The organism is Anaerolineae bacterium, assembly GCA_013178015.1.
GTDB lineage: Bacteria > Chloroflexota > Anaerolineae > DRVO01 > DRVO01 > Ch71.
Genome location: JABLXR010000030.1, coordinates 1 through 20,975, shown reverse-complemented (window position 1 = coordinate 20,975; position 20,975 = coordinate 1). Strand labels below are relative to the sequence as shown.

At 65.8% G+C, this 20,975-nt stretch carries 12 protein-coding genes; 7 read left to right on the top strand and 5 right to left on the bottom strand.

All coding sequences use genetic code 11. The features are described 5' to 3' along the window. The first annotated feature begins 14 nt into the window (after positions 1-14). Positions 15-3,110 (top strand): TIGR03663 family protein, encoded by a 3,096-nt coding sequence (locus tag HPY83_12210; GenBank protein ID NPV08707.1) that lies wholly within the window; start codon positions 15-17, stop codon positions 3,108-3,110. Then, a complete protein-coding gene (locus tag HPY83_12205) occupies positions 3,053-5,893 on the top strand; it encodes a phospholipid carrier-dependent glycosyltransferase (GenBank protein NPV08706.1) in 2,841 nt (946 codons plus the stop codon). Before HPY83_12210 ends, HPY83_12205 begins: the two co-directional genes overlap by 58 nt. A gap of 104 nt (positions 5,894-5,997) precedes the next feature. On the opposite strand, the gene HPY83_12200 is transcribed toward HPY83_12205, so the two are convergent. The 3 genes from HPY83_12200 to HPY83_12190 form a co-directional block, all read right to left on the bottom strand. Continuing rightward, positions 5,998-6,540 (bottom strand): tetratricopeptide repeat protein, encoded by a 543-nt coding sequence (locus tag HPY83_12200; GenBank protein ID NPV08705.1) that lies wholly within the window; start codon positions 6,538-6,540, stop codon positions 5,998-6,000. A gap of 58 nt (positions 6,541-6,598) precedes the next feature. Next, a complete protein-coding gene (locus HPY83_12195; GenBank protein NPV08704.1) occupies positions 6,599-7,699 on the bottom strand; it encodes a class I mannose-6-phosphate isomerase in 1,101 nt (366 codons plus the stop codon). A gap of 128 nt (positions 7,700-7,827) precedes the next feature. After that, entirely contained in the window at positions 7,828-8,589 is a 762-nt protein-coding gene (locus HPY83_12190; protein NPV08703.1) for an SDR family oxidoreductase, read from the bottom strand. 930 nt (positions 8,590-9,519) lie between these two features. On the opposite strand from HPY83_12190, the gene HPY83_12185 reads away from it, so the two are divergent. Continuing rightward, a complete protein-coding gene (locus tag HPY83_12185; GenBank protein ID NPV08702.1) occupies positions 9,520-10,041 on the top strand; it encodes a cation-binding protein in 522 nt (173 codons plus the stop codon). Positions 10,042-10,128: 87 nt separating this feature from the next. Next, on the top strand, positions 10,129-10,317 hold the full coding sequence (locus HPY83_12180) for a hypothetical protein (protein ID NPV08701.1): 189 nt from the start codon (positions 10,129-10,131) through the stop codon (positions 10,315-10,317). Between the two features lie 191 nt (positions 10,318-10,508). On the opposite strand, the gene HPY83_12175 is transcribed toward HPY83_12180, so the two are convergent. Beyond that, complete coding sequence (locus HPY83_12175; GenBank protein ID NPV08700.1) at positions 10,509-11,072, bottom strand: hypothetical protein; 564 nt, start codon at positions 11,070-11,072, stop codon at positions 10,509-10,511. A gap of 29 nt (positions 11,073-11,101) precedes the next feature. Then, positions 11,102-12,451 carry an AAA family ATPase gene (locus HPY83_12170; GenBank protein NPV08699.1) on the bottom strand — a complete coding sequence of 450 codons (1,350 nt, stop codon included), beginning with the start codon at positions 12,449-12,451 and terminating at the stop codon, positions 11,102-11,104. Between the two features lie 786 nt (positions 12,452-13,237). Here HPY83_12170 and HPY83_12165 point away from each other — a divergent pair. The 3 genes from HPY83_12165 to HPY83_12155 all read left to right on the top strand — a co-directional run bounded on the left by HPY83_12165 (position 13,238) and on the right by HPY83_12155 (position 20,771). Next, positions 13,238-16,069, top strand: coding sequence for an ABC transporter permease (locus HPY83_12165; protein ID NPV08698.1), 2,832 nt, complete (start codon positions 13,238-13,240; stop codon positions 16,067-16,069). 718 nt (positions 16,070-16,787) lie between these two features. Next, on the top strand, positions 16,788-18,779 hold the full coding sequence (locus tag HPY83_12160) for an ABC transporter substrate-binding protein (GenBank protein ID NPV08697.1): 1,992 nt from the start codon (positions 16,788-16,790) through the stop codon (positions 18,777-18,779). 81 nt (positions 18,780-18,860) lie between these two features. Further along, positions 18,861-20,771 carry a hypothetical protein gene (locus HPY83_12155; protein ID NPV08696.1) on the top strand — a complete coding sequence of 637 codons (1,911 nt, stop codon included), beginning with the start codon at positions 18,861-18,863 and terminating at the stop codon, positions 20,769-20,771. Positions 20,772-20,975 lie beyond the last annotated feature (204 nt).

The window sequence follows — 20,975 nt, the reverse complement described above, 5'->3', positions numbered from 1 at the left end:
GGACCGTAGATCGCATGAATGACGACGCACGGCAAGTCAAAGTAGAAGCGGAACCGGCAGCCCCCGAGCGCGAGGAGAAGCCTCTCCCGGGCGCGAGTTGGCTTGACCGGCCCCTGGTAGAGGCGTTCAGCTTGAATCTGGAGCAGGGCGTCTACCTGGTGCTCCTGCTACTGGCGGTCGCCACTCGCTTCTGGGACCTGGGCGCCCGGGCTATGAGCCACGACGAGAGCCTACATGCCCTCTTCTCCTGGAAGCTGTACCGGGGCGAGGGCTACGCTCACGACCCCATGATGCACGGCCCCTTCCTCTTCCACGCCAACGCTCTGATCTACTTCCTGTTCGGGGTGAGCGACTACACGGCCCGCATCGTTCCCGCCTTGTTCGGGGTGGCCATGGTGGGCCTTCCCTACCTCTTCCGGCGCTGGATGGGCCGCGCCGGAGCGCTGATGGCAGCCGTGCTCATCCTGGTGAGCCCGTCGCTGCTCTACTACTCCCGCTACATTCGCAACGACATCTACATCACCGTCTGGACCCTGCTGCTGGCGTTCTCGCTCTTCTCCTACGTGCGCGACCACCGGCCTCGCTGGCTTACTTTGGCTTCGCTGGTGCTCATCCTGTCCATCGCCACCAAGGAAGTGGCCTTCATCACCGCCTTCATCGGCCTCACCTTCGTGGCTCTGGTGCTGGTCTGGGAGCGAGCTTCGGAGCGGGCCCGCTCGGTTCTGCAGCTGGGCTCAGGCGGGGCAGCTCTGGGGCTGGTGGCCCTGGTGGTGGCCCTTCACTTAGCCACCCGACCTGATCCTACTGGCGCCCCCTCACTGGCGGTCCGGCTCACTCCCAACCTGATGTTCGTTAGCCTTCTCCTGGCCGCTGCCCTGGCAGCCACCCTGTTCTTCCCCCGCGACCGGCGCCAGTTCACCGAGGCCCTGCGCTTACTCAACTGGGAGCGCCTGCGCTTGCCGCTGATCGTCTTCGTGGCTGTCTACGTAGTGCTGTTCACTACCTTCTTCACCAACCCTCGCGGTATCGTGACCGGCTCGGTGGGTGCCATTGGGTACTGGCTGGCGCAGCAGCCAGTTCAGCGGGGCAGCCAGCCCTGGTACTACTACTTCTTCCTCATGCCCTTCTACGACTTGGCCCCTTTCTTCGTCGGCCTGCCCGCGCTGGGTTACCTGATGGCCAAGGCGGCCAGGCGGCGGCTGGCTGCCGACCTGGGAGATGGCTACTGGCTCTCCTTTCTGGCCTACTGGGCTATCACTTCCCTAGTGATCTACTCCTGGGCCGGGGAGAAGATGCCCTGGTTGGTCGTCCACCCAGTGCTACCCCTGCTCTTCATCGCGGCCCAGGTAGTGGGCCGCTGGCTGAGCGCGCAGGACTGGCAGTCCTGGCTCCGCCGAGGAGGGCTCACCCTTAGCGGCCTTTTGGTGCTGATGGGTGCCGCGCTGCTGGTGATGATCCGGGTGCGGCCTCTGCAAGGGTTCTCCTTGAGCCAGCTCAACGCCACCGGCCAGTGGCTGGGGGCACTCGCTGTCTTGGCCGTGCTCGGGTGGCTGTCCTTTGGCCGTGCCCGGCAGCTGGGGACAACGGGAGTGGCCAACTCCGCTAAGGTACTGGGGCTGAGCCTGATCCTGGCCCTGACCGTGCGTTTCGCCTGGATGGCGAGCTACATCAACTACGACCTGGTCAACGAGTTCCTCGTCTATGCCCACGGCACGCCCGACATCAAGCTAGTCATGAGCCAGATCGAGGAGATCTCCCGCCGCATCACTGGGGGGAATGAACTGGCTTTCTCCTACGACCAGGAGGATGTCTGGCCCCTGGAGTGGTACGTCAAGGACTACCCCAACCGCATCTTCTATGGCAACGAGCCCACCAAGACGGCCATGGAGGCCCCTGTCGTGATCGTTAACAGCGACAACGAGGCCAAGGCTAAGCCTCTCCTGGGCGATCGCTACTTCCGCTTCCAGCACCGGGTGGTGTGGTGGCCGGTAGAGAGCTACAAGAACCTGACCCCGGCGCGCATTCTGGACGTCCTCCGCGACCGTGATCGCCTGGACACCTGGCTCACCATATGGCTGTACCGGCGCCACCCGACGCCCTTCTCCGACTGGCCTTACCAGAACCGCTTCGCCCTCTACATCCGCAAAGATGTGCTCAACCAGATGTGGGACCTGGGCGTCACCCTGGCCATACCGGCAGAGATGCCGCCCGACCCCTACCAGGAAGTGTGGCGGGAGATGCCCGCCTCTCTGGTGGTAGGTTCCCAGGGCCAGGAAGAGGGCAGATTCACCCAGCCGCGGGGTGTAGCCGTGGCCCCCGACGGCAACGTGTACGTGGTGGACAGCGGCAACCACCGGGTGCAGGTCTTCACCCCTCAGGGCCAGTTCCTCCATTCCTGGGGCGGCCCCGGCAACGGCCCGGGCCAGTTCACCGAGCCCTGGGGCATCGCCGTGGCCCCCAACGGCGATGTCTACGTGGCCGACACCTGGAATCACCGGGTGCAGTGGTTCAGCGCCCGCGGCGATTTCCAGGGCATGTGGGGCTACTTCGCCGATGCTGGCGGCAATCTCCAGGCCAGTCCAGGCGGCTTCTGGGGACCCAGAGACCTGGTGGTGGACTCCGAGGGTTATGTGTACGTGACCGATACCGGCAACAAGCGCATCCAGAAGTTCACCGCCCAGGGTGAGTTCGTGGCCGTCTACGGATCAGGCGATGTTGCCGGCCCCGGGTTCGACGAGCCGGTCGGCCTGGCCGAGGACGGGGCGGGCAACTACTTCGTCGCCGACACTTGGAACCGCCGAATAGTGCGCCTCGACCGGTCCTTCCGCTTCGTGGACGACTGGCCCGTGGAGTCCTGGGAAGGCGAGAGCGTCATGAACAAGCCCTACCTGGCTGCTGACAGCCAGTACATCTACGCCGCCGACCCGGAGGCGTATCGCATTCTCGTGTTCGACCACGAGGGTGAGATCGTCCTCAGCTTCGGCCGCTACGGCACCGACGCCGCTGGGATGAACCTGCCCACCGGGCTGGCGCTGGACCGCGAGGGGCGGTTGTGGGTGACCGACTCGGCGAACCACCGGCTGCTACGGTTCAGCGACCCCCGACCCTAGGCCGCTGGCGCCAGAGAGCCACCGCCGGCCGGGGCATGAGCGGCCTGGCGTGGGCCTTTCTGGGGCTGGCGCTCGCTCTAGTGGCCCAGATGGAGGCCTGGGAGGGACGGCCGGGCAACGCCACCGCCATCTTCATGCTGGCCGCGGTCGTCTACCTCTATTCCCGTCCTTCGTACACGTTCAGGCCGCTCTCCGTCCGCTTCCCCGCCCTGCCGCGGCAGTCGCGCGATGTGGCGCTGATGTGGCTAGCCGGGGCCGTCATCCTGGGGTCGTTGGGCCTGTTGCTCTTTGCCTCGCACGGCGGCGAGCTCATCGCTTGGGCGCCCTACCTGGCTTCGCTGCTGTGCCTGGTGGCTGCGGCCCAAGTACTCCGCCGTCACGAGGAACGCGCCCCTCGTCCTCTGGGGCGCGAGTGGGCCTTTCTGGCCGCCATACTGAGCTGGGGCGCCTTCATGCGACTGCACCGGCTGGATTCCTTCCCGGCAGGCATCTACTACGACGAGGCCGTCAACGCCATGGAGGGCCTGCGCGCCCTGGCTGAGGGCTACTTCCCCCCCTTCTTCGCCGGGGAGTTAGGCTTCTACGGCCGCTTCGGAGCTCTGTACGAGTACTGGGTGGGGGCGGCGCTCTCCTTCTGGGGCAGTAATGAGTTGGCCCTGCGCCTGACTGCCGTGTTCCCCGGCCTGCTGGCCTTGCCTCTCTTCTACCTTCTCGCGCGGGAGCTCTTCGACCGGCCGGTGGCTCTGGCGGCTACCCTGATGCTGGCCACCAGCCGCTGGCACGCCAACTTCAGTCGCATCGCCTTCGATGCCATCCTGGTGCCCACCTTGCTGCTGGCGGCCCTGCTGTTTCTGGTGCGGGGCATTCACCGCAGCCAACGCAGTGGCTACCTGCTAGCAGGGATCTGCCTGGGCCTGGGGCTCATGACCTATACCGCCTTCCGGTTGGCACCCCTCCTACTACTGGCGGCGGTTACCCTATACGTGCTCCTGCGCCAGCTTCCCCTGAAGGAAGCCGCCCTCGGCCTGGCTCTGCTGATCGCCGCCACTGCGGTGGCCGCTACCCCCGAAATACACCACTACCTGAGCGACCCCGAGTCCTTCTCCGAGCGCACCCGCCGGGTGTCCATCCAGGGAGACCGAAGCCTGTGGGAAGCCCGCGAGGACGTGCTGGAGAGCCTCAAAAGGCACTTGGGGATGTTCAACTTGGCCGGCGACCGCAACGGCCGCCACAACCTGCCCGGTGCCCCTCAGCTTCATCCCCTCACGGGTTCCCTCTTCGTTCTAGGGGCCTTCGGCTGTCTGGCACTCCTCCGAGCCCCACAGTCGTGGATGCTGCTGGTGTGGATTCTGGTGATGCTGCCGGCGGGCGTGCTCAGCGTCCTCTTCGAGGCGCCCCAGGCTCTGCGCACTATCGGGCTGGTCCCGGCCGTCTACCTCATCGCCGCCGTACCTCTGGCCGATCTCTGGAGTCGCTGGTGCGATACCTTCGGTGCTCGTCGCTGGCGACTCCTGGCACCCGCACTAGCCGCCGGACTGGTGTGGCTCCTTGCCGGGTCTTATCACACCTTCTTCCTCCGTCAGGCTAGCGACTTTGCCGTGTGGAACGGCTTCTCCACCCCCGAGACGCATATGGCTCTGTCCATCCGAGCTCGCGGCCAAGGGAGGACCATATACGTAGACCCGGTCTTGCACGGCCAGCCCACCGTTCGTTTCCTCCTCCCCGAGTACGCGGAACCGGACCCCTACGTGCCTCAGGAAGTTCTGCCCCTGCGCGAAAGCGGCCCTGAAGGGGCTCTGGTGTTCGTGTGGGAGCAGCACCGCTCGCTGGCCCAGCTCCTGGCTCGCTGGTATCCCACCGCTGAACTGGTGGAGCACGCCAATCCCGCCGATGGTCATGCTTCCATGTACGAGTTCATCCTCAGCCCGGCCGACATCGAGCAGCCGCGCGGGCTGGAGATGGAGACCGCATGGCCGGGTGAGTCCGGCGGCCCTCTGCCGTCACCTCGGCTGGAACTGGAACTGGCAGAAGGGATGCCCCTGCCTCAGGCAGTGACCTGGCGTGGCGTCCTGGTTGCGCCCCAGTCCGGGACCTACCGCTTCCGGCTCGAGGCGCCGGGACAGGCGGCCGTGATGCTGGATGGGGCCACCGTAGTTCGGGCGCCGGAGGTCCGCACGGCCGAAGTGCACCTGGCGCGCGGCCGGCACGACCTGTGGGCCCAGCTCCTGCCCGATCGCGCCGGGCGGCTGCAGTTCCTGTGGCGCCTTCCCGACGCGACGGAGTATGTCGCGGTGTCCGAGCAGTACTTCTATCACTTCCCCGTCGAGCCCGGCGGCCTCCAGGGAGACTATCTGCCCGGTGCCGGCGACGACTGGTCGCCGTCGGCTCTTGCTCCCGCCGGGTCGAGCCAAGGCTTCAGCCGGGTGGATCCCTGGGTGGACATGTTCGTGCACAAGCTGCCGCTGGAGCGACCCTACCGGGTGCGGTGGCATGGCTGGCTGGTGCCGCCCATGCCGGGGCAGTACGTGCTGTCCCTCTCGGCCCGAGATCGCGCCCAGCTGTGGCTGGACGGGGAGCCGGTGCTAGACACGGCGGAGCCGGAGGTCCCAGCGCTCCTGGCGGTGGAGCTAGCGTGGGCGGTACCCATCGAGGTCCGTTTCTGGGACGAGACGGGCCACACCAGGGTGAAGCTCCGCTGGCTGCGGCCGGATGGACTGGAGGAGGTGGTGCCCACCAGTGCCCTGCTACCCCCCGCTCCGAGGGCCGTAGCAGTAGGAGACTGAGGCAGGAGCCGGGCCCCTGCTGGTGGCACCCTGCACCCCTGAGGGAAGCGGCCTACCGGCGAGCACCGCCAGTGCAGCATTCGCCGGTTCCGCCATCGCCTTCACTAGTCGGGCGGCGTGGCCTTCTCGTTCGGGCCCTGGCCGGCGGCCCGGTTCCTCATCTTCTCGTACAGACTGCGAGCATCCGGATCGTTCGGATCAGCCTCCATGGCCAGCTGGAAGAAGCGCGCCGCTTGTTCCCATTCCCCCCGCTCCCTGTGTACCAGGGCCAGGTTGTAGGCCACGTTGGGGGCCTTCGGGTCCAGCTCCAGAGCTCGCCGAAAGGCAGCAATGGCCCTTCGTTGGCATTCGCCCTCGTCCCCCAGCCGCAACCGCAGCAGCGCAGCGCCCAGGTTGGACCACACGAGAGGATCGTTGGGTGCCACTTCCGCCGCCCGGCTGAGGACGGCCTCGGCCTCGATGTACCGCCCTAGCACCACGTAGGCCCCTCCCAGGTTCAGCATGATGCTCGGATCGTCCGGCAGGCTGGAGAGCGCCTCTCGAAGGAGAGGCAGGGCCTTCTCCGGCTTGCCCTCTTGCAGGTACGAGGCCCCTCTGTTACTCAGCTCGAACGCCCGGCGGCGCTCTTCGCTCGATCTCTCACTCACGCTCTACGTTCCTTTCCTCTGCGAAAACCGGCGGCTATCACCGCCTGCAACCCGCGCTTCACCCCGGAGGGAAGCTGGCGATGACCGTCATCCCATGTGAGGATCGGTAACCTTCGTGGCGGGAGGAGGCAGGCACGAAGAAAGAGTCGCCCTGGTTGAGGGGCACCGCCCCCTGCGCTGTCACCAGCTCTCCCTCACCCTGCACCACTATGCCAGAGTAGGCCCTCCCCCGGTGAGGATCCGGGAGGTCACCCACAATATGCAGTTCGCAGGCGGAGAAGAGGTCTGTGTCCTCCGCCCCGATGAGCGTTATCTCCGCCCCGCTATCCCCCGGACGGCGGCGAAGGGTGGCGGCAGCCACGGCGTCCATTCCGGTTGGGCCATCGAAGTCGAACACGTCCAGAGCCAAGTCCACGTCCAGTCCCATCAGAGCGGCCCGTTCGCTCAGGTGCACCTGGCCCACCTGGAACTCGGCACTCACTACCCAGTCGGTCGGCTCTTGCACCTCGACCATGAAGACACCCGGCCCGATGGCGTGGGGGACCCCGGCCCGTACGATGTACATGTCCCCCGGCTCGACAGCTATCCGGTTGAGGGCCTGCTCCATGCCGGCGCTGTCCTGCCGTATCACCAAGTCCCTGAACCCGGCTTTGTCCATGCGCTCCGCGAAGCCGAGGAGGATGTAGGGCTCCTGGCCACCGACGCAGCGGGTGCCAAGGACAAGCCATGACTCCGTCTTTCCAAAGCGATCGTTGAGGTGCTGCCGGGAAAATTCCGGGCTGGGGTGCGCCTGGATCTGCAGCCTCTCGGCCGAGTCCAGCAGCTTCACCAGCAGAGCTAGACCACTGCCGAACCGACGGACATGCTCCGCGCCCAGGAAGGCCTCCGGCGCCAGCTCCAGGAGACGGCGCAGGTAGACCACGCTCCCATCCTCCAGCACCACCTGGCTCAAACCCTCGACCAGCTGCTCCCGGCCCTCATTCAGAGCGCGGGTGTCGGAGGCGATCCAGTCCTCGGGGAACTGCCCATCCGCCGGGTTGGCCGCTCCGCGCAGTTCGTCTATGAGACGCCCGCCGCGATAGATGCGCCACACCCGGTTGTAGCTCAGCTTCAGCGGCGCCTCGGCCAGCGTTCGTGCCTGAGAGACGCTCACATCCATCCGGTATCCTCCTTCCCCGCCCCACGAAGGTGAGGAACAGAACCCTGATCTACGCTGATCAAGAGGAAAGAGTTTCAGAAGACCAGCGTGAATCAGCGTAGTATCAGCGCCATTAGCGTTCTATCCCCCTATCGCGGCGGCTCTCCATCCTCAGTCTGCCGTTCGTCGGTTGGGATGGGCTCCGGGCCCACGGCAACTCGTATGACCGCGTTGTGGATGGTACGGGCATCGTCGGAGGCCAGGAACAGGGCCAACTTCGCCACCTCTTCCGGCTGGGGCAGCAGTTCGGGCCTCTCGAAGGGGTAGTTCTGGGCTCGCATCTCCGTAGCCACGGGCCCGGGGCAGATGGTATTCACGTTGATTCCGTACCGCCCCACCTCTTGTGCCAGCGACTCGGCGAAACCGATCACGGCGAACTTGGAGGCGCTGTAAGCCGCCTTCCAGGCCGAGCCCCTCAGGCCCGCGCCCGACGACACGTGGATGATCTTGCCAGACCGTCGAGAGATCATGTGGGGGAGTACTGCCTGGGTGCAGAGAAAGACCCCCTTGACGTTCACGTCAAAGGTCAGATCCCAGTCCTCCTCGGTAGTGTCGAGCACGTACCCGTGGCGGGCCACGCCGGCGTTGTTGATGAGGATGTCCACACCCCCAAAGCGATCCAGCGTAGCCGCGACCAGACGCTGCACCTGACCCTTGTCGCGCACATCGGTGGGAACCCCCAATGCCTGCCCACCCTGGGCCTCGATCTGGGCTACCACTGCCTCGAGTTCACCAGAGCTCCGGGCCGCCAGGGCCACTCGCGCTCCCTCCCGAGCAAAGAGCAACGCTGTGGCCCGTCCTATCCCCCGGCCTGCCCCGGTGATGATGGCCACCCGCCCGTCAAGCTTCATGTCCGGTCTCCTGCGTGCGCTGATGCCGGACCATGATACGGCGCGCGGCGAGTTGCCACAACCGCCGCCGGGAAGAGAGAAAGGGGTGGGGGGAACTCTGCGGGAAACCCCCCACCCCTGTCCACAGGAGGGATAGAGCACTGCAGGAGCGATCCTGACTTGCTCGGTAATATACTACCACATCGGTCACCTTTAGGCAACCGGCGCCAGCGTCGCCGCTCAGGGTCGGGAGCACAGATGCCGATTGCCGTCGCTCAGGGCCTACGCCGCGCTCGCACCAGGCGAGCCCGCCCCGACTGCACCACCGGTGCGCCTTCCGTCGAGGATTGCGCGCACCCTGTCCGGAAGTGTCTACCGTGCTTGGCGGACCTTCCGTCGAGGACTGCCGGCGCTCGCGCGCTCTCTCCCCAGGTGGCTACCGCATCTGGGGCACCTTCCGTCGAGCATGCCAGGGATTCCTCGTCTGTCAAAGCCAGTCTCGCTCGGCCATCCCTACCACCTATCATACGAGGAGTGCGCGCGCCCACGGGCGCTGTCCCCCCGGGTGCCTGCCGCAGCCAGGGGCGCCCACTCCTCAGGAGAAGTCCGAGACCTGCAGAAGCGCTACCGCCCCGCCCCCTAGCCGACTCAAGAGTCAGTCCCAAGAGCGGTGAGCAAACCACTTGCGCCCGTCCGCCCAACATGCTCGGCCCCTCTATCCTCAGCTCCTTCGCGCCAGCAGCAAGTGCCCTCGACACCGGGGGCCGAGTCATCGCGCGCGACCCTTCTCAGCTCCTTCGGGGGATTAGGTCACCCTCTTGAGGAATCCGTGTGCCCAGACGCCGCGCCGCTCGGGCAGTACCTCCGTCGGCGGGATCCTGCTGGCTGGCTTGACTCGCTGACAGGGGGCCCTAAGCTACCCACCTACAGTGTGCTGTCTGGGAGTTAGCTATGATGCCAGTAGGTCCTCTCATGGTTGAGCACCGTCTCATCGAGCGTTGGGTGACCCTGCTAGAGCCACAGGGCCAGCAGATGGAAGCGGAGTTCCTCATTGCCTCTGTTGACTTCCTGCAGACCTATGCTGATCGCATCCACCACGGCAAGGAAGAGGACATCCTGTTCCATTTCCTCTCAGAGAAGGCACTCTCGACCGAGCACAGGCGCACCATGGAGGATCTGATCGAGGAACACGTACGGATGCGGCGATTCGTGGCCAGTCTGGCTCACGCGGGCCCACGTGGCGAGGGATGGGCAGGCCTGCAGGTGCTACCCCAGCTCTACCGAGCCCACATTGCCAAGGAAGACAAGCAGTTCTTCCTTCCCGCCATGACCTACCTCACTCCAGAGGAGCAGGCTCAGGTGCTCGACCAGTTCCGGGAGTTCGATCGCCGTATGATCCATGAGAAATGCAAGGCGGCGGTTGGTGCCTGGGAGGCGCGAGCGCCCCAATGGGCGAAGCACTCCCGGTCGTGAGTGGCTGCACAAGCGAGTGCTGTACCCCTTGCCGAGTGAGAGCCAACCTTCTACCATCGGCTCAGCCGCACCCTGGGAGGTGAGCGCGTGAACGACACCAGCAGGCAGAGGATGGCGTATCTGATCGGCGCCGTGATCGTGTGGGTAGCCATCATCATCGCCACGGCCGCGGTCCTGGCCGAGTCGCCCCAGCTCTCCACCATGCTAGCCATTCTCGGGGGCGGCGCGGTGTGGTTCGTGGTCATCGTCCCCGGAGCCATCTGGCGCCCGCGCTGAACTTGTGCCGCGAGGCCCTCCTCAGAAGAGGGTGAGGGGTCCGGGTTTCCGGACCCCTCACCCCGAAAGGAGGAGAAGAAAGCTACTCGAGTGTAGCCGACGCAACTCTCATTGTGTCACCACTCTCCCCGGGCCGCTTGACGGAACGCATACGGAAAGGGCACGGTCTCGCAATAGTGAGGTTAACGCCCTCAGCGAGGCATGCCGATCACCTCCCGGATCTTGAGCCGGGCGAACTCCCGGGCGTACGCTGGTCGCACCACGATGGCCGTGTCGGCCCCAGCGCCCGTCCCTCCAATGGCGATGGCGTCGCTCCCCATGTCCAAGCGCCCTGCTTCCGCCGCCATGACGGAGACCTCCACCGCCACCTTCATCCCCTGAGAGAAGCAGCAGAGCATGTCGCAGGCTATGCGGTTGGGCGCCAGCCCACCCCCTCCCATAGCCTCGCTCACGTCGTTGGCTAGGGCGTGCGTGGTCGTCACTATCTCCAGCCCTGCGTCCAGCATCCGCCGCCTCTCCTCCTCGGTGGGCGTCCAGCCCTCCCGGTAGTAGGAAGCGGAGTGGGTCACGGCGATCACCCGCACCTCGGGGTCGAAAGCGGCCCGAGCGGTGAGGGCGCTGCGCCCGTGGCTGGTGGCTACCACTACCTGGCGGATGCCCAGGTGGCGGGCCCGCCGGGCGGCGGCGTTGATGACGTCATCGGTGTTTCGCGGCCCCGGCCGCTCGTAGTAGTGGATCTCGCCGACCTGTACCATCGTTCCTCCTCGGCTCCGTCCGCTCTGATTCAGCCACCGCCTCCTTCCCGGTCCTCGGCCTGCCGCTCGGGTCCCTCCCCTCCTCGCAGGCGTGCGAGGCGCTCGGACACCCGTCGCTCGTACCCCAGGCGCCCGGGGCGGTAGTAGGCCCGGCCCCGGAGAGCGTCTGGCAGGTACTGCTGCTCCACCCAATGCCCCGGGAAGTCATGGGGGTACAGGTAACCCTCCCCATGGCCCAGCGCCGCTCCGTCGCGGCTGGCATCCTGCAAGTGGCGAGGAACCTGCACCTGACCCTCCCGCTCCACGTCCGCCAGAGCGGCGAAGTAACCACCGGCCGAGTTAGACTTGGGTGCCGTGGCCAAGTAGATGGCAGCGTGGGCCAGGTTGTACTGCGCCTCCGGCAGGCCCACCCATTCCAGGGCCCGAGCCGCCGCCACCGCCACCTGCAGCGCCTGAGGGTCAGCCATGCCCACGTCCTCCGAGGCAAAGATGATCATCCGCCGGACGATGAAGCGGGGGTCTTCCCCGGCGTAGATCATCTTAGCCAGCCAGTACAGGGCCGCATCCGGGTCGGAACCACGCATGCTCTTAATGAAGGCGCTGATGGTGTCGTAGTGAGCGTCGCCATCTTTGTCGTAGAGGATGGCTCGCCGCTGCATGGCCTGCTCCGCCACCGCCAGGGTGATTCGCACCACGCCGTCACGGTCCGCTGGAGTGGCCGTGGCCGCCGATTCCAGCGCGTTCAGCGCCACCCGTGCGTCGCCACCGGCCAGCTTGGCGATGTGTCTCAGCGCTTCCTCCTCCACCTCGAGGGGGATTCGCCCCAACCCCCGCTCTTCATCCGCCAGCGCCCGCCGCATTATGGTCAACAGATGCTCCTCGGAGAGCGGCCGAAGCTGGAATACCCGGCTGCGGGACACCAGCGGCCCGATCACCTCGAAGTAGGGGTTCTCAGTGGTCGCCCCGATCAGGATCACCGTGCCATCCTCCACGTAGGGAAGCAGAGCATCCTGCTGAGCCTTGTTGAACCGGTGGATCTCGTCCACCAACAGGATGGTGCGCACGCCGGAGGACTGTAAGGCGCGCCGCGCCTCCTGCACCACCCGGCGGATGTCGGCCACACCGCTGGTCACCGCGCTCAGGGAGGTGAACTGGGACTTGGTGGCGTTGGCAATGATGACCGCTAGGGTGGTCTTGCCCACGCCCGGAGGGCCCCAAAGGATGATGGAAGACACCTGATCCCTCTCGATGGCCTGCCTCAAGATGCGGCCCGGGCCCAGAATGTCCTCCTGCCCTACGAACTCCTCCAGCGTCTGGGGGCGCATCCGCGCCGCCAGCGGCTGCCGGCTGGATGGCTGGGGCTGCGGCTGCCGGAACATCCTGGTTTGCATGGCGCTCCTCCAGGCTCCAGTGTAGCCTCGGCCCGCACGGGTGCAAGAGCGCCTGCAAGAACCCGCGCGAGTGATGTGAAGCTCGGAGAAGAGCCGGCCTGCACGGGTCAGCTCTGGGCTGCAGTAACCCCCGAGGAGTTCGCGCGCCCACGCGCGAAACATCCCCAGCGACACACGATCCCCTCCGAGTGCCCCCGCGCCTCGGCACACACATCTCACCGGCGACCAACCACCCCCGAGGAGTTCGCGCGCCCACGCGCGACAGGGTCCCAGCGACACACGATCCCCTCCGAGTGCCCCCGCGCCTCGGGGCACACATCTCACCGACGACCAACCACCCCCGAGGAGTTCGCGCGCCCACGCGCGAAACATCCCCAGCGACACACGATCCCCTCCGAGTGCCCCCGCGCCTCGGGGCACTCCTCAGAAGAGGCCCCAGCTCGCCAGCCGGCGGCGTTCCGCCTGAGCGGGATCGCGGCCGACGAGCATCCCCCCGACCGTGAGCTCTCGCCGGTGCCTGCTCCATGGCTATCCTGGGCCCGTCCACCGGCAAGACACCGGCCCTGCGTGCGCCGAAGCAGGGCAGGCAGCAGGCGGTCCTTTGCCCAACGAAACAACACTGTAGTAGACTGATGGCGATTGCACCGGGTCGGCGCCACATGTCTCGCTTCATCTCGTCAGCCGGCTCGGCCTAGTGGGGGCGTTCCTGCCCCCGCCGTCGAATGCGTCCGGTCGCCGGCTCGACCCGGCGCTCTGCAGCCCGGAGGGAAGCTCTTGTCTCGCTATCTGGCCTATCTCTCGCTCACCTTCAAGCTGGCCGCCAGCCGTCTGCGCAACCGCATGGGTCTCACGCTTCTCAGCCTGGTGGGCATAAGCCTGTCCGTGGGGCTGGTGGTGTCCATTCCCGTCTTCTCCGAGCTCGTCAGCCGTTTGGTGCTCCGGCAGGAACTGACGGACTTCGCATCGGTGAACCAGCGGCCCCTGTTCACCCTGCGCTACTACTCGCTACCCAGCACCGGCTGGCCCATGAAGGTAAGCGACGTGGACTTGAACGGTCTCTGGTTGGCCGATATCACTCGCCGCGAGATCGGCCTGCCCATCGTCTCCAGCTACACTCAAGTGGAGAGCCCTGGGCTCCTGTTCCGGCCGGGCACGGGCGAGAGCGAGAGCGACGGGGGCACCACCAGAGGCAGCGGCGGGGCGGTGACCTTCTTCAGCGTGGCCTTCATTGAGGGGGCAGAGCAGAACCTTGAGGTAACCAGCGGCGCCCCCTTCGCCACCGCCGAGGACTCTCCCTACCTTGAGGTCTGGGTCCAGCCCCCCCTGGCCGCAAAGCTCGGCCTCAACGTAGGCGACGTGCACCGCCTGGCCTACTTCGCCGCCGGGCAGCAAGACCCCATCCCCATCCACATCGCCGGCGTGTGGCAGCCACGCGAGGGCTCGGAAGGCTTCTGGTATGGGGACCCCACCAAGGCGCTGCAAGACCACTTCCTCACCACCCGCGACGCCTACGTGCGTTTCGTCGAGCCCCGTGTCTACGAGAGGACCGGCTTCAACTTCTGGTACTTCGTCCTCGATGACAACAGGATGATGCTCGACCGGGTGGAGCACTACGCCCGAGGCCTGGAGCAGGTGCGGCGCCTCTCGGGCGAGAAGCTCCCCCGGCCCGGACTCGACCTGTCTCCCATCGAGCCTCTGCGCCAGGCAGCTAAGCGCAAAGACATGCTCTCCACCATGCTCTATGGCATGAGCTTGCCGGTTCTGGGGCTGCTCTTCTTCTTCCTCGGGCTTATCTCATCTATCGCCGTACGGTACCAGAAGGGCGAAGCCGCCCTTCTCTCTAGCCGTGGGGCCACCGGCTTCCATATCCTGGGCATCAGCCTGGCGGAGGCGCTCATCTTGGGCGCGGTGGGCATCCCGCTTAGCCTACTTACCGGCTACGCGCTCTCCCGCTTGGCGGGGCAGGCCCACGACTTCCTCTCTTTCGGTTCTCGGGACCTGCCTCAGACGGGGCTGATGGGTATGGACGTCCGCTTCTTCCTGGCCGCCATCGGCCTGAGTGTCCTTACCCGCCTAATCCCTGCCGTGGGAGCCGCGCGCCAGAGCGTAGTCCAGTACGAACGCGAAAGGTCCCGCCCCCGCATCTCGCCCCCGTGGCTGCGCTTGACCCTGGTCGTACCCCTGGTGATCTCCACCGGGTACGCCTATCGGCAATTGCAGATCCGGGGTACCCTGGGGATGCTCTCCTGGGAGCCCTCGGGTAGCCCTCTACAGGATCCGCTCATCTTCCTGGCGCCCACCTTGTTCTTCTTCGCCGCCGCCCTTCTGGTAGCCAGCGTCTTCCCTCTGCTCATGCGCCTGCTGGACTTCCTGGCGGCCCGCTTGCTGGCCGTACCCGGGTACCTGGGCTTTCGCAACTTGGGGCGGGAGGGTGGTCAGTACGCCAACGCCCTCTTCCTAGTGGTGCTGTGCCTGGCGGTGGGCGCCTTCCAGGCTTCAATGGCCCAGAGCGCCAACCGCTGGTTCGTGGAGCGGCTGCAGTACCGCGTAGGCGCCGACTTCAGCTTCAAGCTGGTGGAAGAGGAGTCCTTCGGCGCTCGCCTCCTGCCCGTAACCGACTACCTGCAGATCCGCGGCGTGGAGGACGCTGCTCGCATGGGAGAGTACCCCGCCGAGTTCAAGGCCCCCAACGCCTCTCGCTCCCAGAAGATCCGCCTTCTGGGCGTGGACCGGGTCGACTTCCAGCGGGTCGCCTACTGGCGCCGGGACTACGCTCCCGAGTCACTGGGGGAGCTGATGAATCGGCTGGCGCTGGTGCCCGATGGCCTCATCGTCCCTCGCCAGGCGCTGGGCCAGACGGGCCTGCAAGCAGGGGACAAGATCCGGCTGGACGTGTCGGTGGACTACGAGCGGCGCAGCATGGAGTTCACCATCGCCGGCGTCTACGACTACTTCCCCACCGTCTATCCCGAGGTTCAGCCGGCCGTCATCGCCAACTTGGAATACATTTTCGAACGCGCCGGGATGACCCTTACCCACGGCGTCTGGCTCCGCACCGCTCCGGGCATGGACGCCAAGCGGCTGTATGACGCCTGCGGTGGGCTGGGCGTTATCATCACCCAGATCAAGGACCTGCGGGGCATGGTCAGCGACGACACTTCCCGCCTGGAACGAGTGGGCGTGTTCGGCATGCTGTCTATCGGCTTCCTCGCCTCCGCCGGCCTCTCCATCCTGGGGCTGCTCATGTACATCTCCGCCTCGCTGTCGTCGCGCCTGCAGCGGTTCGCCGTTCTGCGCGCCATTGGCTTCAGCCTGAACCAGCTCATGACGGTGGTGACCCTGGAATTCGTCACCGTCATCGTCTATGGCGTCGGTGGAGGGTCATTCCTGGGAGTGCTCGCGTCCGAGCTGTTCGTGCCCTACTTCCAGCTCACCGAGGACCCCAGCCTACCCGTGCCCCCGTTCGTCGCCGAGATCGCCTGGCGGGAGATTGGCATGTTCTCGCTAGTCTTCGCGGCGCTGCTGGGCTCCGCCGTGGCCGCCCTTCTCTACGGCGTAGCCCGGCGGCAATTGGCCCAGGCTTTGCGGCTGGGCGACCAGGAGTAACACCCGGCCAAGGGCAGGGGCCAATGCCGCCCTCAGAGGAAAGGCGCCCATGCACCTGGACGGCTATGGATGTCCGGCTCGTGCCAGGCTGGTGCACAGAGGGCCAGCCCCGGAGGCTCTCCTCCCACCGTGGCCGGGCCTCGGGATGTAGCAGCTCAGGATCGGGGGAGACATGCCGACCAGCGCTGTCGCTCAGGGCCTTCCCTGCGCTCGCGCTAGGCGAGCCAGCCTTGGCGGCACCGCGGGAACACCTTCCTTCGAGGGGTGCACGCGCCCACGCGCGCCGCGCCCCCAAGTGCCTACTGCGCTTGGGAGCGCGGACTCCTCAGGGGGAGGCTGGGACCTGCCCGGATGCTAGCGCCTTGCCCTTCTAGCCGGCCGAAGAGCCTGCCGCCAAAGCCGGTGAGGAAACCACCTGCGCGCGACTGCCGGCTGAACACACTCACCCCCGATCCTGAGCTCCTACCGGAGATGTCCCTATGGAAATGGTACGTCGCTTGAGCTAGAATGCGCTCACCATGGGTGAAGCCGACGGCCATCGCTCCCGGTGCGCCCGCAGCATCGCCGACTGGGCGCGCCCTGCTGGCACGCCGGCTCCCGATCGGAGAGGAGGCTTGACAGCGTTCGTTGGCGGGACCTATTGGCCCCGCCGTCAGGTTCGCGACCTGCCCATGCGCGTGTCCGTTCATCTGAGCTATGTGGGCTGAGGGAGGAGACGATGGATCCGACCGAGTTGAACCGACGGACATTTCTCAAGGTCACGGGACTGGCAGCTACTGCGGCGGTCGCCGCAGCCTGCGCAGCCGCTCCCACTCCGGCTCCCACCACTGCGCCGGCTGCCGAAGAACCCACTGCCACTCCCGCCGCAGCTGCAGCTGAGGCACCGACCGCGCCCCCGGCAGCCAAGTACAAGGAGGCGCCAGCGCTGGCCCAGAAGGTAGCCGCCGGTGAGCTGCCCCCGGTGGAGGAGCGCCTGCCTAAAGAACCGATGGTGGTCCCGGTCGAGGAGGAAATCGGCCAGTACGGCGGCACCTGGTACCGCGCCGCCGTGGGTCCCGGGGACGCCTGGGCCGCCGGTCGCCTGGCGTATGAGAACTTGCTGCGCTACGCCAAGGACGGCAACACCATCATCAACAACCTGGCCAAGAGCTACGAGGCCAATGAAGACGGCACCGAGTTCACCTTCTACCTGCGCGAGGGCATGCGCTGGTCCGATGGCGAGCCCTTCACCGCCGATGACTTCGTCTTCTACTACGAGGACGGCCTCCTCAACAAGGACCTTTATCCCACCTTCCCCTCCGACCTGCGGGACCCGGTGCACGGCGAGCCCATGACTCTGGAGAAGGTGGATGACTACACCATCAAGATCACCTTCCAGAGCCCCTACTGGCTCTTCATCAGGACCCTGGCCAGTTACACCGGTACCGACATGTTCCGCTGGCCTAAGCACTACCTGCAGCAGTTCCACCCCAACTACGCCGACGCCGACGAGCTGGCCGCGAAAGTCAAGGACGCTGGCTTCGACAACTGGTGGGAGCTGTTCACCAACCGCCGCGACTGGACCAATCCCGAGTGCCCCGTCGTATGGCCCTTCGTGCCCACCCGGGTCCCGCCCGACGTCCCCATCGTCTGGGAGCGCAACCCCTACTACTGGAAGGTGGATCCAGAGGGCAACCAGTTACCCTATATAGACCGCATCCAGTGGGACGTGGTAGAGAACTCCGATCTATTGAACCTCAAGGCCCTGGCCGGCGAGATTAGCATGCAGTTCCGCCACATCCTGTGGAGCAACTACCCGCTGTTCATCGAGAGCGCCGAGCAGGGCGACTACCGGGTGCTTCAGTGGGTAGATGGCACTGGCCCCAACTCCATGCTCTACTTCTGCTTCAATCACAAGAACGAAGCCTTGCGAGAGATCTTCAACAACCGCGACTTCCGCATCGCCCTGTCCTTGGGCATCCAGCGTTCCGACATCAACGAGCTGGCCTATCAGGGCATGGGCAGGCCGGTGCAGGCCACGGCCACTCCCGAGTGCCCGTACAGCAAAGAGGAGTACCTCAACCGCTGGATCGAGCATGACCCCGACACCGCCAATGCCATGCTGGACGAGATGGGCCTCAGCCAGCGCGACGACGAGGGCTTCCGCACTCTTCCCAGCGGCGATCCCCTGACCATCACGGTCGAGTACGCCCCCGTCTTCGGCCCCTGGCGCGATTGCGTCAGCCTGATCGCCGACCAGTGGAAGGAGATCGGCATTCGCATCATTACCAAGGAGGAGGACCGCAGCCTCTGGCAACAGCACATGGATGGCAGCGAATTCGACATGTCCGTGTGGACTATGGGCGGCGCCTACAACCCTCTCCTGGGCCCCACCTGGTGGCTCCCCGGCACCTACGCCGCCAATGAGTGGCTCCGCTGGCGGGACACCAAGGGCGAGCGGGGAGAGGAACCCCCGCCGGAGGTCAAGCTTCAGTACGAGCTGTACGAGAGGATCAAGGCCGCCCCACCTGACGAGCTGGACGCCGTGGCTCAGCAGTTCGTAGACAACCATTCCGACAACATCTGGTTCGTGGGCGTGGTCGGCCTGCTGCCGGTGCTGGTCATCGTGAAGAACAACTTCCGCAACGTGCCCGAGGTGGCCCTATCCGACGACCGGGCCAAGACGCCCGGCTGCACCAACATCGAGCAGTACTTCATCAGGAGTGCATGAGCTGGACCTCTCCTCGACCCCCCTTCCCGGAGAGGGAAGGGGGGCGGGGTTACAGCAGCCTCACTACAGGAGACCTTCAATATGACCCGGAAGTGCATCGTCGTTGGGATGGACGGCGTCAGCCCCCACTTCGTCCAGTACCTCATGGCCGAGGGCCGGCTGCCGAACTTCAGGCGCATGATCGAGGAAGGCACCTTCGCACCTCACTGTCTCTCTTCCGTCCCCACCTCCACTCCCGAGAACTGGACCACTATCTCTACTGGAGCCTGGAACGGTACCCACCAGGTCATGTCCTTCCAGGTCTTCCGCCCACCGGAGCTTCGCGGCCGCTGGATGGCTGGCTACACCTCAGCCGAGACGCGAGCCGAGTTCATCTGGGACGCTCTGGAGCGTGCCGGCAAGCAGACCATCCTGCTCAAATACCCCGCCTCCCACCCCCCGACCATGCGCACCGGGGTGCAAGTGTGCGGCTGTCACGTCAAGCCCTGCGCCCATCAGATCGATGGCGCCCATATGTTCGCCACCGAGGAACCGCGAAACGCCCCCCTCTGCCTGCAGCCGGCGCTAAATGGCGCAGACCTCCCCAGCCGCCTGCCCGTCCTGGCCGGCGAGCTCGTCTTTGAGGCCCGTGGCATCGGCGGCGAGTCGGTGGGCGAAGGTATGGATGAGCGCAGCACCCTCTACGGCGTCCCTGACGGCGACGAGCACAAACCCGCCGGGGTCAGCCTGGCCACCCCGGTGTGCAAGATCCTTCCGCCCGGCCACCGTTACCATCTCTTCCTCCTCTCCCACGACGGCAATGGCTACGATCGCGTCGTCATCGCCAAAGACGAGAGAGCCCGTCAGAGAGTGGCCGAGATCGGCCCGGGCCAGTGGTCACAGTGGATACGCGACACCTTCCGCACCATGGACGGAGAGCGCGAAGGTACCTTCCGCTTCAAGCTGCAGCAGCTTTCGCCAGACGGGCGGTCGGTGCGGTTGTACGCTACCCAAGTGATGGACGTGGACCACTACACCACCCCTCCTGAGGTAGGGCGGGAACTAGTGGACAACATTGGCCCTTTCATCACTGACATCGCCTGGGAAGGGCTGGGCCACTACGGCGCCAACTCCTGGTTCGACGAGTCGGTCATGGTGGACCTGGCCGACTACCAACACGACTGGTTCGTCCGGGCCATCGAGTACCTGACCCGCACTCGCGACTGGTCGCTGCTGATGATGCAGGCCCACGCCATAGACTGCGCCAACCACCACGGCCTCAACGTGGCCGACCCCTACGCCAACCCGGACAACCGCGAAGAGGGCAACCGCCACCTGAACTTCATCAAGCGCCTGATGGACAGCCTGGACGGGATGCTGGGCCGCATCCTGGACCTGGCCGATGAAGAGACCACCGTATTCCTGGTCTCAGATCACGGTGGGTTGCCGGGCGACATCCGCGTGGACCATCGCCGGGTGCTGGAGGACTCGGGGCTATTAGTGCGAGGGCCGGACGGAGAGACAGACTGGAGCCGCAGCCGCGCCTACCTCACCAACGGGCTGTTCGTCAACGTCAACTTGGAGGGGCGGGAGCCCCACGGCATAGTCCCGCAGAAGGACTACGAACGCACCCTGGACGAGATCATGGCAGCGTTGCACGCCTACGTGGACCCGCGGACGGGGCTGCACCCCTACAACCTGGTCCTGCGCAAGAAGGATATGCGCTACGTGGGCCTGTACGGCGACCCGACCAATCAGAAGATCGGCGACATCCTCTTCACTCTGAAGGAGCGCTTCGGCGGCAACCACGGCGAGCAGCTGTCCACTGCCGCCTGGGGCCTGGGGTCGAACACTTGCCTGCTAGTGATGCGGGGGGCTGGCATCCGCCGCGGGGTGGAGCTAGAGCGCACCGTCTGGCTCACTGACATCGTGCCCACCATCTGTGCCTTGCTGGACACTCCGGTGCCGAGAGATTGCCAAGGCGCTATCATCTATCAGGCTCTGGAGCAGTAGAACACCAGTATTGCCGATGAGACGCTGATCTACGCGGATCCCCCATTGTCTTCCTTCATCAGCGAGGATCAGCGCCGTATCAGCGTCATCAGCGTTCTATGCCCTCACTTCTCCATCCGCTGCAACTCGATGTAGGCCGCCCGGGGCGAGCCCACGTCGGGATTGTTGATGGACCACCACCACTGCTCGTCGGCCGGAGTCCAA